At 53.5% G+C, this 22,189-nt stretch carries 22 protein-coding genes and 2 tRNA genes; 12 read left to right on the top strand and 12 right to left on the bottom strand.

What is annotated here, in order from left to right:
* Positions 1-149: 149 nt before the first annotated feature.
* Positions 150-494, top strand: a complete 345-nt coding sequence (locus tag M0R70_08270) for a hypothetical protein (GenBank protein ID MCK9419357.1) — start codon at positions 150-152, stop codon at positions 492-494.
* A 317-nt stretch (positions 495-811) separates the two neighbouring features.
* Here the strand turns inward: M0R70_08270 and M0R70_08275 are convergent, their stop codons facing one another.
* From M0R70_08275 to M0R70_08290, 4 genes are all read right to left on the bottom strand, one after another.
* Positions 812-1,603, bottom strand: a complete 792-nt coding sequence (locus M0R70_08275) for a hypothetical protein (GenBank protein MCK9419358.1) — start codon at positions 1,601-1,603, stop codon at positions 812-814.
* A 36-nt stretch (positions 1,604-1,639) separates the two neighbouring features.
* A complete protein-coding gene (locus M0R70_08280; protein ID MCK9419359.1) occupies positions 1,640-2,311 on the bottom strand; it encodes a hypothetical protein in 672 nt (223 codons plus the stop codon).
* Positions 2,312-2,455: 144 nt separating this feature from the next.
* Positions 2,456-3,394, bottom strand: a complete 939-nt coding sequence (locus M0R70_08285) for a diguanylate cyclase (protein MCK9419360.1) — start codon at positions 3,392-3,394, stop codon at positions 2,456-2,458.
* Positions 3,395-3,592: 198 nt separating this feature from the next.
* Positions 3,593-3,823: a hypothetical protein gene (locus M0R70_08290; protein ID MCK9419361.1), complete on the bottom strand. Its 231-nt coding sequence runs from the start codon at positions 3,821-3,823 to the stop codon at positions 3,593-3,595.
* 200 nt (positions 3,824-4,023) lie between these two features.
* Between M0R70_08290 and M0R70_08295 the strand changes: the two genes are divergently transcribed.
* A complete protein-coding gene (locus tag M0R70_08295; protein MCK9419362.1) occupies positions 4,024-5,361 on the top strand; it encodes a transglycosylase SLT domain-containing protein in 1,338 nt (445 codons plus the stop codon).
* 223 nt (positions 5,362-5,584) lie between these two features.
* On the opposite strand, the gene M0R70_08300 is transcribed toward M0R70_08295, so the two are convergent.
* From M0R70_08300 to M0R70_08325, 6 genes are all read right to left on the bottom strand, one after another.
* Complete coding sequence (locus M0R70_08300) at positions 5,585-5,959, bottom strand: acyl-CoA thioesterase (GenBank protein MCK9419363.1); 375 nt, start codon at positions 5,957-5,959, stop codon at positions 5,585-5,587.
* A gap of 80 nt (positions 5,960-6,039) precedes the next feature.
* Positions 6,040-6,246: a DUF2934 domain-containing protein gene (locus tag M0R70_08305; protein ID MCK9419364.1), complete on the bottom strand. Its 207-nt coding sequence runs from the start codon at positions 6,244-6,246 to the stop codon at positions 6,040-6,042.
* 125 nt (positions 6,247-6,371) lie between these two features.
* Entirely contained in the window at positions 6,372-9,887 is a 3,516-nt protein-coding gene (gene dnaE, locus M0R70_08310) for a DNA polymerase III subunit alpha (protein MCK9419365.1), read from the bottom strand.
* Positions 9,888-10,050: 163 nt separating this feature from the next.
* Positions 10,051-10,126, bottom strand: a tRNA-Cys gene (locus M0R70_08315).
* A 39-nt stretch (positions 10,127-10,165) separates the two neighbouring features.
* Positions 10,166-10,241 (bottom strand) — tRNA-Gly (locus tag M0R70_08320).
* An 86-nt stretch (positions 10,242-10,327) separates the two neighbouring features.
* Positions 10,328-12,325, bottom strand: a complete 1,998-nt coding sequence (locus tag M0R70_08325; protein ID MCK9419366.1) for a PBP1A family penicillin-binding protein — start codon at positions 12,323-12,325, stop codon at positions 10,328-10,330.
* 171 nt (positions 12,326-12,496) lie between these two features.
* Here M0R70_08325 and cobO point away from each other — a divergent pair, with 171 nt between their 5' ends.
* The 6 genes from cobO (at position 12,497) to M0R70_08355 (ending at position 17,326) form a co-directional block, all read left to right on the top strand.
* The gene (gene cobO, locus M0R70_08330; GenBank protein MCK9419367.1) at positions 12,497-13,027 is read left to right on the top strand and encodes a cob(I)yrinic acid a,c-diamide adenosyltransferase; all 531 of its coding nucleotides are present in this window, start codon (positions 12,497-12,499) and stop codon (positions 13,025-13,027) included.
* A gap of 79 nt (positions 13,028-13,106) precedes the next feature.
* Positions 13,107-14,081, top strand: a complete 975-nt coding sequence (locus tag M0R70_08335; GenBank protein ID MCK9419368.1) for a PhoH family protein — start codon at positions 13,107-13,109, stop codon at positions 14,079-14,081.
* Positions 14,065-15,855: an HDIG domain-containing protein gene (locus M0R70_08340; GenBank protein ID MCK9419369.1), complete on the top strand. Its 1,791-nt coding sequence runs from the start codon at positions 14,065-14,067 to the stop codon at positions 15,853-15,855. Before M0R70_08335 ends, M0R70_08340 begins: the two co-directional genes overlap by 17 nt.
* Positions 15,830-16,192 (top strand): rRNA maturation RNase YbeY, encoded by a 363-nt coding sequence (ybeY, locus tag M0R70_08345; GenBank protein ID MCK9419370.1) that lies wholly within the window; start codon positions 15,830-15,832, stop codon positions 16,190-16,192. The genes M0R70_08340 and ybeY overlap by 26 nt, the downstream gene beginning before the upstream one ends.
* Positions 16,189-16,890: a diacylglycerol kinase gene (locus M0R70_08350; GenBank protein ID MCK9419371.1), complete on the top strand. Its 702-nt coding sequence runs from the start codon at positions 16,189-16,191 to the stop codon at positions 16,888-16,890. Before ybeY ends, M0R70_08350 begins: the two co-directional genes overlap by 4 nt.
* Before the next feature lie 82 nt (positions 16,891-16,972).
* Complete coding sequence (locus M0R70_08355; GenBank protein MCK9419372.1) at positions 16,973-17,326, top strand: roadblock/LC7 domain-containing protein; 354 nt, start codon at positions 16,973-16,975, stop codon at positions 17,324-17,326.
* Positions 17,327-17,343: 17 nt separating this feature from the next.
* Here the strand turns inward: M0R70_08355 and M0R70_08360 are convergent, their stop codons facing one another.
* Entirely contained in the window at positions 17,344-18,303 is a 960-nt protein-coding gene (locus tag M0R70_08360) for an acetyl-CoA carboxylase carboxyltransferase subunit alpha (protein MCK9419373.1), read from the bottom strand.
* Positions 18,304-18,750: 447 nt separating this feature from the next.
* Here M0R70_08360 and M0R70_08365 point away from each other — a divergent pair, with 447 nt between their 5' ends.
* From M0R70_08365 to M0R70_08380, 4 genes are all read left to right on the top strand, one after another.
* Entirely contained in the window at positions 18,751-19,533 is a 783-nt protein-coding gene (locus M0R70_08365; GenBank protein MCK9419374.1) for a response regulator, read from the top strand.
* A 340-nt stretch (positions 19,534-19,873) separates the two neighbouring features.
* Entirely contained in the window at positions 19,874-20,872 is a 999-nt protein-coding gene (locus tag M0R70_08370) for a class II fructose-1,6-bisphosphate aldolase (GenBank protein ID MCK9419375.1), read from the top strand.
* A gap of 280 nt (positions 20,873-21,152) precedes the next feature.
* On the top strand, positions 21,153-21,497 hold the full coding sequence (locus M0R70_08375) for a hypothetical protein (protein ID MCK9419376.1): 345 nt from the start codon (positions 21,153-21,155) through the stop codon (positions 21,495-21,497).
* A 48-nt stretch (positions 21,498-21,545) separates the two neighbouring features.
* On the top strand, positions 21,546-21,734 hold the full coding sequence (locus M0R70_08380) for a hypothetical protein (GenBank protein ID MCK9419377.1): 189 nt from the start codon (positions 21,546-21,548) through the stop codon (positions 21,732-21,734).
* A 142-nt stretch (positions 21,735-21,876) separates the two neighbouring features.
* Here M0R70_08380 and M0R70_08385 read toward each other — a convergent pair whose 3' ends face one another.
* Positions 21,877-22,101, bottom strand: coding sequence for a hypothetical protein (locus tag M0R70_08385; protein MCK9419378.1), 225 nt, complete (start codon positions 22,099-22,101; stop codon positions 21,877-21,879).
* Positions 22,102-22,189 lie beyond the last annotated feature (88 nt).

Raw genomic sequence — 22,189 nt, forward strand, 5'->3', positions numbered from 1 at the left:
ACTCTCCCTTGAAGCTGTCTGAACACTACTTTTAGCTGATTTTCTGGGGGGAGGCAAGCTTTTTCGATGTAACTGATTGAGATGTACAAGAAATTAGAAAATTAAAAGCAGAGATTTTGACATTACGCAAAAACCAAGAAGGAGGGAAAATGAAAACTTGGTTCGCTCTGAGTATTGCCGCCATGGTTTTGTTCACCAGCGCCTGCACATCGACGTTCCTGGTCTACAAGGACGGGAAGGGCTATTTTCTGGGGAGCGGTTCGAATGCTAAATTTAATATGTTATGCGCGTCGGGTGATCTCGAAAAAGTACTTGCGGCCACCACACAGCTCAGCCCTGAAATGAAAGACTCCTTCTATAAATACAACTGTTCAATAGAACGTTCCGGCGACAAGGTTAAACAGCTATTTGTAACAATGACAAAGGAACAGAGAAAAGACATCAGGAGCGCCTTCAAAGCCAACGGCTATGATATCAACCGGATGGCGTGCTGAGGAGAAGAGATCCAGCCTACATCCGGTCGGATGTAAACTCACCAGAGAATAAAGTTCTTTGATCAGGTTTTTCAGGAATGAATGCAAGCCGTCGAGAGAAGTCGACGGCTTTTTCTTATGGTGTTGCCTGATACAAAACGAAAGATAATTTCATGGATTTATCGTAATCTTTGTATCTTGGCACAACCATGATACCCTACGCAGTTCTGTGCCCTCCTCGTAAGCCATCGCACCATGGTGTGCAATTTTCATTGAGTCATCATCACCGATTCGACAATCGCCTTAATCGAGACATGATAACCATCGAAACATGACCCCTAAGCGATCTTTCCGGAATTACGTTGATGCTCATGGCTCAAAATATGGTCCTTGCAGTAGCCAAGACCTCCGCATTCGGGGCAGTAACGAAATTCCATCCGGGGATGAGAGAGATCAGTAATGCCGCAGGTCGCGCAAATATGGAACGCTTCTTTTTTCCCCGAAAATTGTCTGGCCTGCTTTGCCATGACCCGTTTTCCGGTCTTCATTCTCCACAGAATATCATTTCCAAAGAACAGAAGGAAGTTGCTGACCGACGCAAGCACGAGCAGCCGTGTCGACCATGAGCCGAACAGTACTTCATATGCATATCCGATCCACGTGAGCAATGCCAGCCATTTGATCTTTACCGGGAGGATAAAGAAGAGATACAGCTGGAAATCCGGATACAGGAAGGCGAATGCCAGAAACACTGAACCGCCGATGAAAACGTTCGTTGCCGGATACAGGGGCATGATGAACGACACTGCCACGGTAATGACAAAGCCGACAAGAAGAAAAAGGGTATAACGGAATGCCCCCCAGTGGCCTTCGAGTGCGCTCCCCATGAGATAGAACATGTACCACGCAAAAAATGCGAAGATCGGGCTGGTCGCAGGAGGGATGAACAGGAATGTGATGAGCCGCCACCACTCGCCCATGAGCACCCGCTCGGGGACGAGAACTACACGCTCGAGGCTGCCTGACAGGGCGAAGACGAAGAAGAGCACCTGACCGAGAATGAGGTAGATGGTCACATTGTGAACGGCAAAGCGCTGCAATTTTCTTTCGAGATTTTCAAGCAGATTCATGTATCACTCCCTCCGGAATGGTCACCCATCCCGATATCAGACAGAAATCGCTGCGCCGTTGAGCTGAGTGAGATGGCCTGCATCATCAAACTCAGCGCTCAACCGCTCTCCGGAATCAAGTTCACACGTGATCGTGGTGGCAGTCTCTTCAAGCGGCAGTTTTTTTATCCGGAGATAGAAAAGGAGTGACTTCCGGTGACTGAGCTCATGCCGGGAGAGCAGTTCCAGGAATGTTCGCGATAAACGCGACAGGTCAAAAGATGGTTGTGCGTCTATCCTTTTATCGAAGAGAAGAAGATATGCTGATCCGCCTTCGTATACATCCTGGAAGAAGCAGCTCGCATTGCAAAGCTCGCAGGAGATCATCGAAAGAACATGACCATCCGCCTTGTGAAGGTCAATGGAGGGGAGCGTAAATTCCTGCATGCCCTTTCGCGAGCCCCAGTCCCTGAGTTCACGGGATGCCTTGAGCAGGTCCACGGGTATCTCCTCCGTTTGCTCATCCGCCCAAGCCCAGAGCCAGATCAGCGTGTTGTCCGATTCGGTTCCGAGGACCTGAAAGGACATCTCGAGGTTGTCGTTGAAGTGAATCTTCCCTGCGTCGAGATCGAGACCGTACGTGTGCTCGCCGACAAGAAGGGACAGCTTGTCCTGTTTTTCAAGCGCTATGAGAGCAAATTGTTCCAGGTATTCTGTAAGCTTGGTCATGATCCACCGGATGGCGAGAATAGAATGCGGTCACTATACTGGTATTCATTCCTTTTTGCAAGACTGACGATGAAGGGTCCTTTTAGGCGGGGGAATGTCATGGAAATCGCGGGCATTGTGTAACGGGCATGATGGTTGCAAGGATCACGTCAGCGATGCCGTTTCCAGGCGGTTCCTTCCGTTCTTTTTCGCTTCATACATGGCAAGGTCCGCTGCGTTGATCAGCTTCTCCTGAGTGTCTATGGCAGGGTTGGGCAAGCCCGCGATACCGATGCTGACGGTGACCTTTATCCCTTCACAATCGGTGAACGCATGCTGGGATACTGCGTTCAGGATTCGGGCGGCGGCAAGTTTGGCGTTTTCCGTGGACGTGTTGGGACCCAGAACCACGAACTCTTCTCCGCCCCACCGTGCAAGGGTGTCTACGTCGCGGATACACCTCTGAATGATCTGGGCAATCTCCCGGAGCAAGGCATCGCCTGCCTGATGGCCGAGAGCATCATTCACCTTTTTAAAATGGTCGATGTCGATCATGAGGCAGCTCAGTTCACTTTTGTACCGGGAAGCCCTCTTGAATTCATTCGAGAGAACAAATTCAAAACGCCTCCGGTTAAATAGCCCTGTCAGCGAGTCGCTGACCGCGAGCGTCTCCACACGCGTGAGCATGTCCTCAAGCTGCTGGTTCTTCTGCTTCAGCTCGTCCTGCTGTGACTTTGTCCTCAGCTGGGCGTAAATGCGGGCATTCAGTTCGTTCTCATCAAAGGGCTTGGGAAGATAGTCGTCGGCGCCGGCCTCAAGTCCCACGATCCTGTCGGGGATGGAGTCTTTTTCGGTCAGCATGATGATCGGGATGCCTCGGGTAACCTGGTCAAGCTTCAGCCATCTGCAAATATCGCTTCCTTCTATATCAGGAAGGACGCGGTCGAGAAGAATGATATCAGGGTGGTCGGTCTTCGCGGCTTTGAACGCTGACATGCCGTCTTCCGCCAGCATCACCTCGTACCCGTTCTTCTCCAGAAATTCTCTGATGACAGATGCCTGGATCTTATTATCTTCAACCAGAAGTATATTTGCCTTTGCCATGAAAACCCCGCGTGTGAAGATAAATATCATGCAAATTATGTCACAACGCCTTCATAATTACAAGAATATATTCTCTGGACCTTTTTGGACAATTTGCCTATCGTATCATGGCATACGATTGCATGGTACGTGATGGGAAGGGTTGTTCCGGGGCCCGATCCGGACCGAATCCGATCTTCTCCTTGATAAGCATGGCGTTCAATAGAATGTGCCGACATTGCTCTTGCCGATAACGTTCAACATGGATAGCCCGGCGAACGTCGCGTGCACCGCGGCCATTTCCTGCATGCTCGGCAGCATTGTGATTTTTTTGTCCTTAACGAGCCCTGAGTACCTTGCGACGCCAAGATACGGTGCGACCTCCATCCGAATGACCGGCTGCTCGAAGCACGATGCAGTGGAGTCCCTGATATACGTGGTTCCACCCAAACGCTCATATCACTCGTGTCTAACATGTCCTGAATAAAAATCAAATAATATAATTGCATTTGCATACAACATGGGGTACTATCCGTCACATGAATATGAGAACCTGTGGTCTGTCATACCCTGCGATTTTATTATCTTTTCTGTTGATCGGTTGTGCCGCACACACAACATCGGAGAAGGCTGCGCAACGCGTCGAGGGCATGCAATCCCCAGGAAATGGAAACGGGGAAGATGTCGCGCTGCTCGCGCATGCCGACCCCGTATCTGATCAAAACGATGATGAGGCGGATGACGGGGAAGATGCATCCCCGGAAGAGACAAAGAACGGGAATGCTGTGCCTCCGATAGAGGAGAGCCTCCTCGATACAGCGCTTGTACTTACCGAAACCTCGCAAGAGCTCTGGGCGGCGGGAGAGGCCGAGAAAGCTGTTGAAGCCCTGGACCATGCATACGAACTCATCCTGAAAGCGCCAACCGATGCTGAAGGAAAGAACACCCAGCAGAAGGATGATCTGCGCTTCGTGATCTCCAAGAGGCTCATGGAGATCTATACATCACGCCTCACCTCGGTAAACGGCCTTCACAAGGAAATACCCCTTGTCCTGAATGAGCATGTGGAGCGTGAGATAAAACTTTTTCAGACCGTGGAAAGGGATTTTTTTCTTGAATCGTACAAACGCTCGGGCAGATACCGGGACGAGATGGTAAAAGCATTTCATGAAGCAGGCCTTCCCGAGGAGATCACGTGGCTTCCGTTGATCGAGAGCGGGTTCAAGGTAAGGGCCCTCTCCCGGGCTCGCGCCCTCGGTCTCTGGCAGTTCATCCCCTCAACAGGCTATAAGTTCGGTCTCAAACGCACCTCATGGGTGGACGAACGGCTCGATCCCTCAAAATCCACGGCCGCGGCCATCGCGTACCTTAAGGAACTCCATCAGGTTTTCGGCGACTGGGCCACGGTCCTCGCTGCTTACAATTGCGGGGAAGGGAACGTGTTCCGGGTCATCAGACAGCAGAGAATCAACTACCTTGATAATTTCTGGGACCTCTATCAGCGGCTTCCGCGCGAGACAGCCCGATACTATCCGCGCTTCCTCGCCGTCCTCACGATTCTCAAAGATCCGGCCAAGTTCGGCTTCACCCTCGATGAACTGGACAAACGAATTCCCTACGAAGTCGTAGCCATCGAGAAGCCTTTGCAGCTCTCAAAAATATCGGACAAGATCGGTTGCTCACCTGATGACCTGGCGGACCTGAACGCCGAGTTGCGTTATGCTGCCACACCGAATACGGTATATGATCTCAAGGTGCCTTTTGGCATGAAAGACGCACTGCTTGCCAATATCGACACCCTGCCCAAATGGTCACCGCCCCAATCCACGTTTGTCGTTCATCGGGTGAGAAGGGGAGAAACCCTTTCGACGATCGCGATACGGTATCGCACCAGCATCCAGAAGATCATGGAGGCGAACAACCTCAGGCGTGGGAAACTCCTCCGTATCGGTCAAAAACTGAAAATTCCCACGAGAACTGTTTCCTAGAACTAGTTTATCATGATCGCAGTGATGAAAAGCTCGGTCCCCGACAGCGTACGAAAAATCCAGTAACTATTCATTCCGTCTGATCACCAAAAGACCGTTACCCCGGATACAACTCTTTTTGTCCACAGATTTCGCAGATTGACGTCACGCCAAGGCGTGATGAAATCCGCGTAATGTGCGGATACTGTTTTGACCAGAGTAGTTGCATAGTCCATTCGCGCGCCTAACTTGATCCCTTTTCCAGGGCAACGATCCGCAGCTTTATCTCTTCCGGGACCGCAACCTTCTTACCCTCGCGATAATCGTACATCACAACTGAACCGTCGCCTTCAGCGGCGATCCTCTGATGACGGTGGCTCACGATCACATATTTCATCCAGATCCGGTCTTCTTCGATGCTGGTGATCTTCGCGCCTACCGAGACCATATCAGGATAGGTGAGGGGAAGCTTGTACTTGCAGCTCGTTGAACCGAGGATGGGGCCGATGCCGGTCTCGTCTTTCATCCTGTGCAGTCCAAGTTTCTCGGAATAGCGAATGCGCGCACTCTCAAAGTAACGGAAATAGACCACGTTGTTCACATGTTGAAACGAATCCATATCGCCCCAGGCAACAGGAATTTCAATTACAACGGGATAGCCGTCTAATAAATTGTTATCCATAGTTTATTGTAGGATCGTTATCTATTGTTTTTCCCCGCCTTCATTCTGTTGTTTAACCTGGCACCCTGTTTGTCATATTCATTTTTTATCATATATCTCTTCTTCACGATTATTTCCGACTCTAACCAATCCGACATATCATGTCCATGAACTTTTCCCCTTTTTTCAAAGAGGTTATAGGCGACCTTGGCGACTTCATCATAGAACTTATCAAGCTCGTTCATCTGGTGCCTCCTGTCAAAGGGTTCTTCTTAAAGAAATTTCGGTTGTTGGGCTTAGAACAATAATAGCCGAGTGGAAGAAAACCTTCAAGGCAAAAAGTAATTTCGTGCGGCAAATAGCAAGAGGGTCAGACAAACGACACGGCGCCAGCGCCGAGGACGAACTCGATCTCGGTGATGAGCTGATCATTGGGGTTTACCCGGATCTCGCGGCCCACGGAAATGAGGGATTCCTTTCGGGCAGGGTTATGAAGGCGGAAATAGACGGGGATGGTGCCCTGGTAGCGGAGAAGGATGTCCTTGATCTTGAGAAGGTCGTCCTGCGTCAGACCCGTGGAGTTCAGCTTGATGTCCATCCTGGTCGTGCCTTTTTTCTTCACCTCCGCAAGAAGATGTATGCGCACGGCCTTGATCTTGTTGCCCTGTTCGCTCTTGTCAAGCTGACCCGCCACGAGGAGCGGCGTGTCGGTCAGCAGCATATGCTGCGCGGTCCTGTAGAGGTCGGGGAATACGATGACCTCAATGGTCCCGAAGAGATCTTCAAAGCTCAGGATCGCCATTTTCTCGTTCTTCTTTGTCATCTTCGGTTTGAGACCCGCGATGACCCCGCAGACGGTCACTTCCTTCCCGTCCGGGACGCTCTCGAGCGTCTCCGTGTTTGCCGTGGCGTAACGCTTGATGTCCGCCTCGAAAGCCGCAAGGGGATGGCCGCTGACATAGAACCCCAGGCTTTCTTTCTCGTGGGCAAGAAGCTGGTTCTCCTTCCACTCAGGCACCTCAGGCAGGGCGATCTCCTTATTCCCTTCCAGGGAATCGAAGATGCTGAACTGTCCGATAGCCTCCTGCTCCTGGTGTTTACCGCCCTGGTCGATGAGCATATCAAGACCATCCATCATCTGCGACCGCCGCGAGCCGGTGCAGTCAAAGGCACCGCACTTGATGAGCGCCTCGATCACACGGCGGTTCACCCTGCGCTGGTCGACCTTTTGACAGAAGTCAGCGAGGGATGTGAATGGGCCTTTTGCCTGTCGCCCTTCGACAATGGCCTCAATGGCGGAGAGGCCCACATTCTTGACCGCAGCCAGACCGAATCGAATGGACCCGATCGTGCTCCCGGGTTCCACCTCATCGCGCTCATGCGAATCCGTCACCGTAAAGTCCCACATGCTCTGGTTCACGTCCGGGTGCAGGATGGTGATGCCCATCTGTCGCACTTCGTGGATATATTTCACCACCTTGTCCGTGTCCTGGACTTCGCTCGTCAGCAGCGCTGCCATGTACTCAACGGGAAAGTGGGCCTTCAAGTACGCGGTCTGGTAGGAGACCAGTGCGTAGGCCGCGCTGTGGGACTTGTTGAATCCGTACTCCGCGAACTTGGCCATGAGGTCGAAGATCGCTTCAGCCTTTTTTGCATTGATCTTCTGTTTTTCCGCGCCTTTGAGGAATGGAACCTTTTCCCTGGCCATGACCTCGGGGTCTTTTTTCCCCATGGAGCGACGCAGCAGGTCCGCTCCGCCGAGGGAATAACCCGCCAGGGTGCGGGCGATCTGCATCACCTGTTCCTGATAGACGATGACACCGTAGGTCTCTTTGAGGATCGGTTCGAGCGCCGGCAGCTCGTAGGTTATCTTCGTGGCGCCTTTTTTCCGTTTAATAAAGTCGTCCACCATGCCGCTCCCGAGCGGTCCCGGCCGGTAGAGGGCAACCAGGGCGATAATATCCTCAAAGCACTGGGGCTTCATCTTGATGACAATATCGCGCATGCCCGAGGATTCGAGCTGGAAGATGCCCGCTGTCTCTCCCCTCGACAGGAGCTCATAGGTCTTTGCGTCATCCAGGGGGATGCGGGAGATGTCGAACCGTTCCGCATGCTCCAGAGGGGCACTGGAGAGCCTCAGGTTGATGGTCTTGACGGCCTTGTCGATGACCGTAAGCGTGCGCAGGCCGAGGAAGTCGAATTTGACGAGACCGATCTTTTCCACCCCTTTCATATCGAACTGAGTGATGATCTCGTCCTTTGGCGTCTTAAAGAGGGGAAGATACTCCGTAAGCGGTTCCTGCGAGATCACGACTCCCGCGGCGTGTTTCGAGGCATGTCTTACCTGGCCTTCGAGGTGAAGCGCGATTTCGATCAGTTCGTCAATGCGCGGGTCCTTCCTGAGCTCTCTGAGCTTAGGCTCCTGCGCCATGGCCTTTTCCAGTGTTATCCCGAGTGTGTTCGGCACGAGTTTGGCTACCTTGTCCACTTCGGCATAGGGGATGTCAAGCACTCTCCCGACATCACGGATCACGCCCTTGGCAAGCATGGTGCCGTATGTGATGATCTGGGTAACATGGTCCTGCCCGTACTTTTCGGTCACATACTTCAACACCTCGTCGCGCCGGTCCATGCAGAAGTCAACGTCGATGTCCGGCATGCTGATGCGCTCGGGGTTCAGGAACCGCTCGAACAGCAGGTTGTAGGGGATGGGATCGAGGTCCGTTATTCTGAGGCTGTAAGCCACGAGACTGCCGGCGGCGGAACCGCGGCCCGGACCCACCGGTATGCCCTGTTCCCTGGCATACCGGATAAAGTCCCAGACGATCAGAAAATAACCGGCAAAACCCATTTTGCCCAGCATCTCGATCTCAAATTCAAGTCTCTTTTGATACGCCGCGCGGTCTATGCTGCCGGGGCCGCGGACTGCCTCAATCTCCACAAAACGCGCCTCAAGCCCCGCGCGGCTGAGTTCGGCCATGTAGGATTCGCGCGTCGTGCCTTCTGGTACGGGAAAGTGGGGGAGGTGATACTTGCCAAACTCGATTTCCAGGTTGCAGCGTTCGGCAATGACCACCGTGTTCGAGATCGCTTCGGGCACATCGGCAAATGACTGCTTCATCTCCTCAGGCGTCTTCACGTAGAACGTCTCGGAGGCGAATTTCATCCGGTTCGTGTCTTTCACGGTCTTTCCGGTTTGGATGCAAAGGAGGGCGTCGTGGGACTTGTGGTCCTCCCTGTTCAGGTAATGGCAATCATTCGTTGCCACGAGCGGGATGCCGGTGTCCTTTGACAACCGGATCAGCTCTCGGTTTGCCTGCTCCTGTTCGGGTATGCCGTTGTCCTGGATCTCGAAATAGAAGTTTTCGCTGCCGAGGATGCTCTGGTATTCAAGGGCGGTTTTCTTTGCGTCGTCGTATCTCCCCTGAAGCAGGAGTTTGGGAATCTCACCTGAAAGACATGCCGACATGCCGATAAGACCGTCACTGTGTTTTCTGAGAATTTCCTTGTCGATTCGCGGCTTATAGTAAAAACCCTCGAGATAGCCCGCGGTCACGAGCTTGACGAGGTTTTTATAGCCAGCCTTGTTCCGGGCCAGGAGAATGAGATGGTAGGAACTTTCTTCGTGTTGCCCTGCGGTGCCCGCCTTTTCAAACCGCGACCCCGGCGCCACATACATTTCGCAGCCGATGATGGGCTTGATCCCGGCCTTGGTGGCCTTGAGATAGAAATCCAGAGCGCCGAAGAGATTGCCATGGTCCGTGACCGCGATCGCGGGCATGCGCAGTTCAACGGCTTTTTTGATCAGGTCATCGAGTGAGTTGGCGCCGTCAAGAAGGCTGTATTCGGTGTGGAGGTGGAGGTGGACGAAATCGGCATGATGCATAATGGTAAGGCAAGCTCCAAATTCCAAGCGCCAAATTACAAACAAATTCCAACAACCAAATTCCAAATTCAAAACTGTTTGGCTATTGAGATTTGGTCATTGGTAATTATTTGTTATTTGGAATTTGATATTTGGAAATTTCTCTTCCGCAAAGCGGAAAAATTGGAGGCGGCGATCGGATTTGAACCGATGAATGAAGGTTTTGCAGACCTCTGCCTTAGCCACTTGGCTACGCCGCCATATGTCGATTATGTGTTCTGAACTCTGAACTAAAAAAATGGAGCGGGTGGCGGGATTCGAACCCGTGACCTCAACCTTGGCAAGGTCGCGCTCTACCAACTGAGCTACACCCGCATACGTCGAAATGTTTCCTGCCATTTGACTGCGCAAATATAACAAAGTGGTATTTCAATGTCAATAGAAAAGTAATTTTGTCCCGTCTACGGCGCTTCATCATGGATGAGTTGTTCATCGGTGGAGACGCCGGTCTCATTGCAATACTGTCTCGGTTCCGTTCCCGGCAGAAAAGCCCCGCGAACGGAAAGTTTGCAGGCTTCCGTGCTGAGCAGGCCGGTCCGGGGATCGATCTGCCTTAAAAGGACGCCCTCGGGCGCGATAAAATCTTCGGGGATCCGGTCAGCGTGCGCTTTTATCATGAATTCGAGCCAGATCGGGAGGGCGGTGCGCGCTCCCGTTTCCCGGTGACCGATGCTCGTCTGGTCGTCATATCCGACCCAGACCCCGGTCACCAGGCTTGGCGTATAACCGATGAACCAGGCGTCGCGATAGTCGTTCGTGGTGCCTGTTTTCCCGGCTGCCGGCCTGCCAAGTTCCCGGGCCTTCCATCCCGTTCCCTGCTCGATCACACCCTTGAGCAGATCGGTGGTGAGATATGCTGTCTCTGGTTTGATGGCCTGCGTGGGAACTGCATCGTTCGAATACAGCAGCCGGCCGGTACTGTCGGTGATCGACAGGATGGATATCGGTCCCATCCTGATGCCGTGATTGTCGAACACGGCGTACACGGCGGTGAGTTCGGCAAGCGTCACGTCGGAACTGCCGAGGGCCAGCGATAAATAGGGGTTAAGCGTGCTTTTGATGCCGAGTTTTCTTGCATACTGGATAGTCTGGTCAATGCCGATCTTATCAAGGAGTCTGATCGTCGGCACGTTCAAAGACTCGATGAGCGCCTTCCGCAGAGTCACCGCGCCCTGATAGGTCCGTGAGAAGTTCTCAGGCAACCAGTTCTTGTTCCGGTCCAGCTTGATCGTCAGAGGTGAATCGTCAAGAATATCGGAAGCGCCGAACCCATGGTCAAGGGCCGCCGCATAAATGACCGGCTTGAAGGCTGAACCGGGTTGCCGCATGGCCTGCAAGGTACGATTGAACTGACTTTGCCCGTAGTCCCGTCCGCCAACCATGGCACGGATACGGCCGGTCGCTGGCTCTATGGCAAAAAGCGCCGCCTGGAGGGGAGACCTGACATGAAGTTTATGCCGGGATTCGATCTTCAAAATACCCGCGGCCACGGCCTGCTCAGCGTAGTTCTGGAGTTCATCGTTGATGCTCGTATAAATGTTCAGACCGCCCGAATAGAGGATGCTCGATCCAAACCGCTCCTCAACTTTTTGACGGACATATTCGACAAAATAGGGGGCCGTTCCGCCTGCTTTGACCGCTGTCTGGATCGGCAAAGGGACCTTCTTCGCCTCCTCGGCCTGCGCCCGGGAGATAATACCGGTGGCTACCATACGGTTCAAGACATAGGCGCGTCTTCCCAGGGCGCTCTGCGGTGATTTGAAGGGGGAATAGTATTTCGGTGTCCGGGGAAGACCCGCGAGCAGCGCGCACTCGGCGATATTCAACTCTTTGGCGTGCTTCCCGAAGTAGATCCGGGACGCGGCTTCGACGCCGTAGGCGCCGCTTCCTAAATATATCTGGTTCAGATAGAGCGAGAGGATCTCCTGCTTGGTGTAACGCTGCTCGATCCTGAGCGCGAGGATCATTTCCTTGAATTTGCGCGAATAACTTCGTTCGGGTTTCAGAAAAAGCACCTTGGCGAGCTGCTGGGTAAGGGTACTGCCGCCCTCAACCACCTTCCGGGCCCTGATATTGCGGTACAAGGCCCGGATGATCCCGCGCAGATCAAGCCCCAGATGGCCGTAGAACCTGGTGTCCTCGGTGGCTATAAGCGCCTTGATCAGCATGTCGGGTACGTCTGCGAAGACCACGGGAGTACGGTTCTGGACGAAGAACTCCGCAAGCAGTTTGTTGTTATCGGAATAGACGCGGGAGGTGATGCTCGGTTTGTATTGTTCGAGGATATTGACCTCGGGCAGATCCAGAACCGAAAAGATGATAAATCCGGCCCCCCCGCCGATGAGCGCTGCGAAGAACATCAGAAACAAATAGAGGAGGAGCGATCTGCCTTTCTGCATGGGTAGCATTATAACTCCGGATACGGTAAAAAGCAAAAAGTGTGCACCTGGAGCCGGCTAGCCTGATAGCTTGCAAGCCGGCAGGCTCTCTGACGCGTCTTCTTCTCTTGAGTTTTATCAGGCAAGATGCTATGATTCAATATCCTCGATCGTGAACAAAGGAGCGGACATTTGCAAAAAGGACTGGTGATCGTCTTTACCGGAAATGGTAAAGGGAAGTCGAGCGCGGCTCTGGGGATAACCCTCCGGGCGTACGGCCATAACATGTATGTATCCTTTGTGCAGTTCATCAAAAGCCCGTCCGACATTGGTGAGGCGCGGGCAGCCGAACGGCTTGCGCCCGGGATCGAATTCGTTTCTCTGGGCAAGGGATTTGTGAACTGTTGCGGCAGTACCACGCCATTGGACGAGCACATAAAAGCGGCCGCTGAAGCGCTCACCGCGGCGCGTCAGCGCGTTCACGCGGCCTCCTGGGACATCGTGGTCCTCGACGAGATCAATAATGCGGTAAAACTCGGTCTTGTCGACATCAGGGATGTCCTGGACCTTGTCCGGAGCAAACCGCCTGAACTTCATTTGATCCTGACCGGCCGTGATGCGCACCCTGACCTCATTGCCGCGGCCGACCTGGTAACCGAAATGCGCGATCTCAAGCACCCCTACGATACCGGCGTGCCGGCGCAAAAGGGGATCGACTATTAAAAGTCAAATTGACTTTGAAATTTCATCATGTTACCATATACCCCATGCTGGTTCCGCGAAACCGGTTTAGTGCTATCTCATGAAAACCTTTGCCGTTAATCTGACCATAGAAAATGAACAGTCACTGCCAAGTCTCTACGGCGACCTGGATAAGAATCTGAGACTGATCGAGAACACGTATGGAGTGGTCCTGCAGGCCAGAGGCAACAGGATCCAGATCGAAGGCGAGGAGAAGTCTGTCTTAAAAGTCGAGCGCCTCATCACTCAGCTTGCCGACATGCTTGCACAAGGCATCATTTTTCAGAAAGATGATGTGCGAGACGCGATCCACGCCTATTCTTCCAATTCATCCGCATCCTTGAAGGATATTTTTCAGAACGCGGTCCCCGTTTCAAGCAGGAAGCGCCCCGTTTCTCCCAAGAACGAAACCCAGCGAAAATACATAGAAGCGATCAAGCAATACGATATCGTGTTCGGCATCGGTCCGGCAGGTACCGGTAAAACCTATCTCGCCATGGCCACCGCGGTTTCCGCGCTCCTGCGGCGGGAGGTGAGCAGGATCATCCTGGTACGCCCCGCGGTCGAGGCCGGTGAGAAGCTCGGGTTCCTGCCCGGCGACCTGTACGAGAAGATCAATCCCTATCTGCGTCCGCTGTACGATGCCCTGTATGACATGATCGAGTCGGATAAGGCGAACAAACTCGTCGAGCGCGGGGACATTGAGATAGCTCCTCTGGCGTTCATGCGCGGTCGCACGTTGAACGACTCCTTCATCATCCTGGATGAGGCACAGAACACCACCTCTGAACAGATGAAGATGTTCCTTACCCGGCTCGGATTCAACTCGAAAACCGTCATCACCGGCGATATCACCCAGGTCGACCTCCCGAGCGGCAGGGGTTCGGGTCTCATCGAGGTGCAGAATATCCTCGAGGGTATCGAAGATATACGGTTCGTGTATTTTACGAATAAAGACGTGGTCCGCCACAAGCTGGTGCAGCAGATCATCAAGGCATACGAGCGTCATGAGGCAGGGGATGACCGGCAACGATAAATCAGCGGCGAGACTCCTGGCCAAATCCCAGGACCAGGAACACGACCATGACGAGGCCCCCGCAGGGATCTCGTTATCCATCCGGACCTCTCTGTTGGCCGTCGCCCTGGTGACGGCCGTCATTCTTGCCTTTGTACTGCTCCCCCGGATACCTCTGCTGGAACTGGGCGAGATCGCCGACCGCGATATCGTCGCTCCCTATACCCTGTATTTCGAATACCCGGGGCCTGACCAGACACTTGCGATCAAAGTGAACAAGGGAGAATTGATCGTCGGATCAGGACGTCCGGTAACGGAAAGCGCGGAGCGGGTCCTCCAGGAGATCGCCCGCCGGCAAGGCGTCGGCAACCGGTTCCATGCATACCTCGGCATGTGCATCCTCATCCTGGCCATCCTCTACCTGTTCTACCGGGACATCAAGCGGTACCGGCCCGCGCTCATCGCAGACTGGAAAAAGATCGTGCTGCTGGCCTGCCTTCTGCTCATGACGATCATCCTGTCGTGGTCGGGGAAATACGTTCTGTTGCTCCTGGCGGACAAACTCCATCTCGATGTCATGACGATCGGTTTCGTGCTTCCCGTGGCCTCGGGAGCCATGCTGACGAGCCTGCTGCTCGATTTTCATCTCGCCCTGGGCTTCTCGTTCATCGTCAGCATCCTGCTCGGCATCCTGTTTCCGGGCGAGCCCTTCATTCCGGTCTATTATTTCCTCGGCAGCATCGTTGCGGCGCTCAGCGTGATCCGCTGCAAGAAGCGGACGGCCCTGCTGAATGCGGGGGCGTGGACGGCACTCGTCAACGTGATAGCCATTATCGGCATCGACCTGTACCGGGGAGAGCTCTGGAACCGCGGGGCCTATGATCTCGCGGCAGGCATAGTCTGCGCCATCGCCGTATCCACGATCGTCTCGGCGATCCTGCCGTTCTTTGAAACGGTGTTCGACATCGCCACGGACATCAAGCTGCTGGAGTTCCTTGATCCAAACCAGCCGCTGCTCAAAGAGCTCGTGTACAAGAGCCCCGGGACCTACCACCACAGCATCCTTATCGGGAACCTGGCCGAGGCCGCCGCCGAAGCCATCGGTGAGAACGCCATCCTTGCGCGGGTAGGCGCCTACTACCATGACGTCGGGAAAGTGCACAAAGCCGAGTATTTTATCGAGAACCAGCGGCCCACGGAGAACAAGCACGACCGCCTCATGCCTTCCATGAGCAGCCTGATCATCGCTTCCCACGTCAAGGAAGGAGTGGAGGTCGCCCGCGCACACCGAATCCCATCGCCGATCATCGACATCATTCAGCAGCACCACGGCACCTCGCTGATCACCTATTTCTATCAGAAGGCAAAAGAGCTTCAGCCCTTCACGAATATCGCCGAGGAGGACTACCGCTATCCCGGGCCCCGTCCCAGGACGAAAGTTGCCGCCATCGTCATGCTGTCCGACTCCGTCGAAGCGGCATCACGGACGCTCGACAACCCGACACCCGACCGTATCCAGATGCTCACCAGCAGCGTCATCACCCGTTTCTTCCTTGACGACCAGTTGAGTATGTGCGACCTTACGCTCAAGGACCTTCGGGTCATATCCAGGAGCTTTAATCTTGTCCTGACCGGCATCTTTCATCACCGTATCGACTATCCCGGCATGGATTTCAGCGGAGAAACGAAACACAGTGAACATCATGATAACAAACAAACTGAGGAAAAGAAGGCTGCCAACAGCGGTTTTCGGGACAAGGCTCGGGAAGGTGCTGCGGAGCCTCGGTCTTCCTGACGCCGAGTTGAGCGTCCTGTTCATCGGCGACCGGGCCATGCGCACGCTCAATCACGCATGGCGCGGCAGGGACATGTCCACGGACGTTCTTTCGTTCCCGTTGCGCGAAGGGCGGTTTCTCCATATTCAGCCTGACCTGCTCGGCGATATCGTGATCTCCGTTCCGATCGCGGCGCGACAGGCGAGTGCAGCGGGGCATTCTCTGAGCTTTGAACTCGAACGACTGCTCGTTCATGGCTTGGTCCATTTGCTCGGCTACGATCATGAGCAAGGGCTCACGGAAACCCTTCGCATGGAACGGAAGGAACGGCAGCTCCTGAAGAGACTTCGCGCATGAAGCCGAAAAACTGGGTGCAGCGCGTCAATATTGCGATCGAAGGGGTCATTTATGCCGTCAAAACCCAGCGGCATATGCGCTACCATCTCGTCGCGGCGCTGGCGGCGCTCATCCTGGGCCTGATCCTGAACATTTCCCGCTACGAATTCATCCTGCTGAGCATGGCAATTGTGCTTGTCCTGGCCACCGAGATGCTGAACACCGCCATCGAGGCGATCGTGGATATGATCTCCGAGGAATTTCATCCCTTGGCGAAAAATGCCAAGGACGTAGCAGCCGGTGTGGTGCTCGTTGCCTCCATCGGGTCCTTGATACTCGGATATCTTATTCTGTATCCAGCGTTCAAAGAAGCGGTCACGGCGGGGCACTGGCAAATACGCAAGGCGCCGGAAGACGTTGTTGCTTTCGTTGCGCTTGCCGTCGTTATCATTCTGGTCATTTTCCTAAAGGCAATTATCGGCAAGGGTGAACCGCTCCGGGGCGGAATGCCGAGCGGCCATGCCGCGGTGTCCTTTTCCATATGGACCGCGGCATTGTTCCTGACGAGCTCTTTCCCGATCATCCTCCTGACCTTCCTGCTTGCCGTTATGGTGAGCTGGAGCAGGTTGTCGTCGGGCATTCACCGGCCCATCGAGGTGATCGCCGGTGCACTGCTCGGAATAGGAGTGAGCTTTGTATTTTTCCGGCTGTTCGGTTGATCCGCGTGAATGAACACGCCCGGACCAGCCATCGGGGAATGATCATCGCGATCCCGGAGATCCTGTATCTCAGGAGGAATGCTTGATCAAGCGAATACTGGACGACCTGGTAGCGGTGGAAAACGGGGTCCGGGCGGCGATCTTTCTGGATGGAGATGGTGAGACCATTGCACAATCAGGAGATCGCGATTTCGACGTGCAAATGATCGGAGCATGGAAAGAGATCCATCTTGATCTGATCAAGGACATCAGCAAACGAATGAAGTTTGGAAAGGTGCACGCGGTATTTTTCTCGCTGGACAAGGGGAAGGAACTGGTGGTCCCGATCGAGGATGAGTATTGTTTGGTGCTTCTTCTATCGGTTTACGCCGATTTCCAGGTCGCCCTGAACGGGGCCGGGAGTTCCATTGAACGGTTAAAGAAAGACATCAGCTGACATCACCGATGGCGCTGTTATAGTTGATCGTACATCCCTAATTTTCTGAACTTCTCATATCTTCGCTTCACAAGCTCGTCCGACGGCGTATTCCTGATCTCCGCCAGGTTCCTCGTAACAGCTTCCTTGAGCAATTCCGCGGCCCTTCGCGCGTCGCGGTGCGCCCCGCCGATCGGCTCCTCCACCACTTCATCGATCACCTGCATATGGAAGAGGTCCTGCGCCGTGATCTTGAGCAGTTCGGCGGCCTCGCTCGCCTTGGCGCCGTTGTTCCAGAGGATGGCGGCACATCCTTCCGGGGAGATGACCGAGTAGGTTGCATGCTCAAGCATGAGCACGCGGTCGGCAACTCCAAGGGCGAGCGCTCCTCCGCTCCCGCCCTCGCCGATCACCACCGCGACAATGGGCACCTTGAGCCGGGACATGACAGCGAGACTGCGGGCGATGGACTCGCCCTGGCCCCGTTCTTCCGCGCCGATGCCCGGATAGGCGCCCTGGGTATCGATGAACGTGATGACAGGCTTATTAAACTTCTCCGCGAAACGCATCAGGCGCAATGACTTGCGATAGCCCTCTGGATTCGGCTGTCCGAAGTTGCGGTGCACCCGTTCCTTGAGGGTCCTGCCTTTCTGGTGGCCGATGATCACGACCGGCATCCCGTCCAGTTTTGCCATGCCGCAGACGATGGCCGGATCGTCGGCAAAGGCGCGGTCACCGTGCATCTCCGTGAAATCGGCGAGCATGGCCTCAATGTAGTCAAGGGTATACGGGCGGTTCGCATGGCGCGAAATCTGGACCTTCTGCCATGGCGACAGGCGCGAATAGATCTCGGCCAGCAGTTGATCGGATTTCTTCTGGAGCTTAAGGATCTCCTCTTCGAGGTCGATGTTCCCGTTTGACGTGAAGAGCGTCAGTTCCTCGATCTTTTTCTCCAGTTCAGCGATCGGTTTTTCAAATTCGAGATATTCAGCCGGCAAATCCTGCTCCTTAGCGTTCCCTTGATGACCAAAAACACATATGCCGCTCATGATGACGCGGCAGATGTGATGATCACAATTTAATTGTGACTTATTATCGGATATTAAACGTTCATTGTCAAGTTTTTGTTAATGAAATACCATCCAGTGGAGGAAACGACCGTTGGGAATGCGGGAACCTGATACGAGAGGGGTAGTATTGCCTGATACTATCGGCATTAGTGGGAAATCGCTTAATACCGCGTTATCTTCATTTGCCACGTGCAGGGCAGAGGGCGTAATGTCAAAGATTAACCAGAGTGATCTCAGAGAAATCATTAATATTGTTTTTTCTAACCGAGAGCACTCCTCAGCGCCCTCTGTGGTTAATACGACATTTCTGCCTGGGGTTGACAAAAGACAACAAAAAGACCATAATTCTTTTAAATATATTGTAATAATCTCTTCATGGCGGACATTGGAACCGTCGGTCAGGCAGGGTACTTGACAAAATCCAGCTTATCCAATATCGCAGGCCGCAACAGCCGCTTTCTTCTCGTGGTGGACAGCGACGCCAATGATCTGATCTATGTCTCCATGCTCCTTCAGCGGTTTGACTACCATATCTGTACTGCCAAGACAGGGGAGGAAGCCATTGAACTGTCGGTAGTCTCTGTTCCCGCCCTTATTATCGCCGAAATGGCCCTCGCGGACATGAACGGACTCGAACTGATCAAGAGGCTTAAACAGGATCAGCTTACGGTAAATCTTCCGGTCATCGTCAAGACTTCAAATCACACGCCGGATAAAGAACGACGCTGCCTTCAGGCAGGGGCTTTCGCCTGCATCCGCAATCCGGTCCATGCCGAAGACCTTTATCGCGCGGTCCAGGCAGCCATCGAGTCCACGCCTCGCAAGAGCATCCGCATCCCCACGCACCTGCCGGTGTCCGTGAACGACGTCCAGCTTGACACCGGTGAAGGCGAGTTCGTCTCGGTCCTGTCCGAAAAGGGCATGTTCATCCGTACGCTCAAGCCCTATCAACCTTCATCAACAATCAACGTGCAGATCAGGATAAAGGACCGCATCATCAAGCTCGAGGCCGTGGTCCTTTACAGCCACAAATTCGAAGAGGGGCCTTATAAAGAACCCGGCATGGGCCTTCAATACACCAGCATCGCATCGCAGGACCAGTCGCTGATCCGGCAATTTATCATTGAAGAGATCAACAGAGGTATCAATGCCCTCTAACAGGTTGTTGAAAAATACTTAGTTTACCCTTCGACCCTTCGGCAAGCTCAGGACTCAGGGCGAACGGAGCGTGTATTGAATTTATTCGTATTTATCCGTTCGTGGTGAGCCTGTCGAACCACAAAAAGACTTTTTCAACAGCCCTCTAAGGCAATCAACCGCAGAGAAATACTTACAGCGCCAAATGCTTACTGTTTTTTTAAGAACGCGAGCATTCCTTGTTAACCTCTGTGGTTAAGACGTGACAGATTTTCGATGGGCACTTGAAGTTTGCACGGAACTTGTGATAAGATAAGTCGAGATCGCATCTCAATTCTGACAACAGGAGGAAAAGAATATCATGGAGAAGGTATCATACAAGGATATCGGTCTGGTCACGACCACGGAGATGTTCGCAAAGGCAATGAAAGGCAAGTACGCGATCCCGGCGTATAATTTCAACAACATGGAGCAGCTCCAGGCCATCGTCATGGGTTGTGTTGAATCGAAATCGCCGTTCATCCTGCAGGTCTCGAGCGGCGCGCGGAAGTACGCGAACCAGACCCTCCTGCGTTTCCTGGCCATGGGCGCGGTCGGGATGATCAAGGACGCCAATTCACCGGTGAAATTCGCCCTCCACCTTGACCACGGCGACACCTTCGAGCTTTGCAAATCCTGCGTTGATACGGGTTTTTCATCTATCATGATCGACGGGTCCCATCATTCATACGATGACAACGTGAAATTGACCAGACAGGTGGTTGAATATTGCCACGCCAACAATGTCGTAGTAGAAGGGGAACTGGGTCAACTTGCGGGCATTGAGGACGCGGTATCCGCGGAGAAGTCCACCTACACGAAGCCCGAGCAGGTTGAGGACTTTGTGAAGAAGACGAATGTCGATTCCCTGGCCATCTCGATCGGCACATCCCACGGCGCCATGAAGTTCAAACCCGAGCAGTGCACACGCGATTCGCGCGGGGTGCTGGTCCCGCCGCCGCTCAGGTTCGACATTCTCGAGGAGATCGAGAAGCGGATCCCAGGCTTCCCCATCGTGCTGCACGGTGCGTCGTCGGTCATCCCTGATTATGTCGAGATCATCAATAAGAACGGCGGCGCCCTGAAGGATGCTGTCGGCATCCCCGAAGAACAACTCAGGAAGGCGGCGCGGAGCGCCGTATGCAAGGTCAACATCGACAGTGACGGCCGCCTCGCGATGACGGCCATGATCCGGAAGACCCTGGCTGAAAAGCCCTCGGAGTTCGATCCGAGAAAATACCTCGGCCCGGCACGCGACGAGCTTATCAAGATGATCATCCATAAGAACAAGGAAGTGCTCGGCTCGGCAGGACAGGCTTAGGATCAGGCCGCTGAGGGATAAATCATGATGGGCTGTTGAAAGGCATCGTGCCTTTCAACAGCTTTTTTATTACTTTCATGGCGCCATGCCGATCAATGAGCAACCATAAACATCGCCTCTTCATACATAACACAACGCTCTTTTTCATAACCGTTGCCCTCAGACATGTCCTCGCTGACAACGCTTTTGAAGAACCAGATGGGGGTTGAGCTAAGAGTTCGGATGAGGGAGTAGCGCGACGAAGGAAGTCGGTCCCGTAACTCATTATCAAGGAGGATCTATGGCAGCATGGCTACTTCCCGCAGTAAAAGTAATCCTGCCTTACCTCGGCTCGATCGTTACAGCGGCGATACCGGTCTTTACCACGCGAAAAAGCGATGAGGCGGCGGCTGCGCAAGCACAGCTCCTGCAGCAGCAGATTACCGAGCTGCAATCTGCTGCCTCACAAAACGCGGTGCACATTAAGGAACTGGCCGAGCAGTTACAAAAGACAATAGTTGCTCTTGAGCAAGGGGCGGCACTCGCCGAATCGAGGTTCAGGCGCACCGCGGCGCTTTGCATTGGAGCGATCATTGTGTCATGTATCGCGCTTTGCGTTTCGTTAATTGCATTGTTTGAGCACTAGCACGCCTGTGCGGTTATCTGAAAAGGGAACAACGGGAGGACCATCCTCATGCTGGAGAAGAAAGATTTTGCCACCGGTTGCCTGACGATACTACTATGCGTGGTTTTGTTCCCTCTCTTTTTTCTGGTCTTCAAGTTGACCCTTGCTCTCGCCCTCTTCCTCGCAATCGTTACCGGCATTCTCCTCGGGATAACTCTTTTAGGCAGGATCGTAAGATTTTTTATCACGGGGAAATGATTGCGGTACTCGGGGGATGGGGTACCGAGTACCGATGACAGCTGATTCGACGGACTCATGATGCCTGCGGCAGAAGTGCATCAGGAGCACCCTGCGCTCGCCGCTGCCGGCAGGCAATAAGTCCGTGCGTATTCAGTTCCTGTTAGGCTGCCTCGTAGTACATTGCATTCGCTGCGACTTCGGCGCTGATCTCCCGGTCGATAGTGTCCGTGCTGATCGCCTTGGAATGCTTGCAATAGACCCTGATATACCCGCCCGCGTCATTGGTGATCGTAAAAATATCGGCCCCGGCGTTTTCCATACCCTGTGCGATCAACTGGGCATGGTAATCATCCTGTGCTGTCCTCTGTGTTATTATCATCTTCATGGCACACCTCCTTTATGTACTATGAAAATATACAATAAGCATGCCATTGGATAACTACAGGAAAAATCGTGCTTATGGATTTTCATAG

The organism is Nitrospirota bacterium (assembly GCA_023229435.1).
Lineage (GTDB): Bacteria > Nitrospirota > UBA9217 > UBA9217 > UBA9217 > JALNZF01.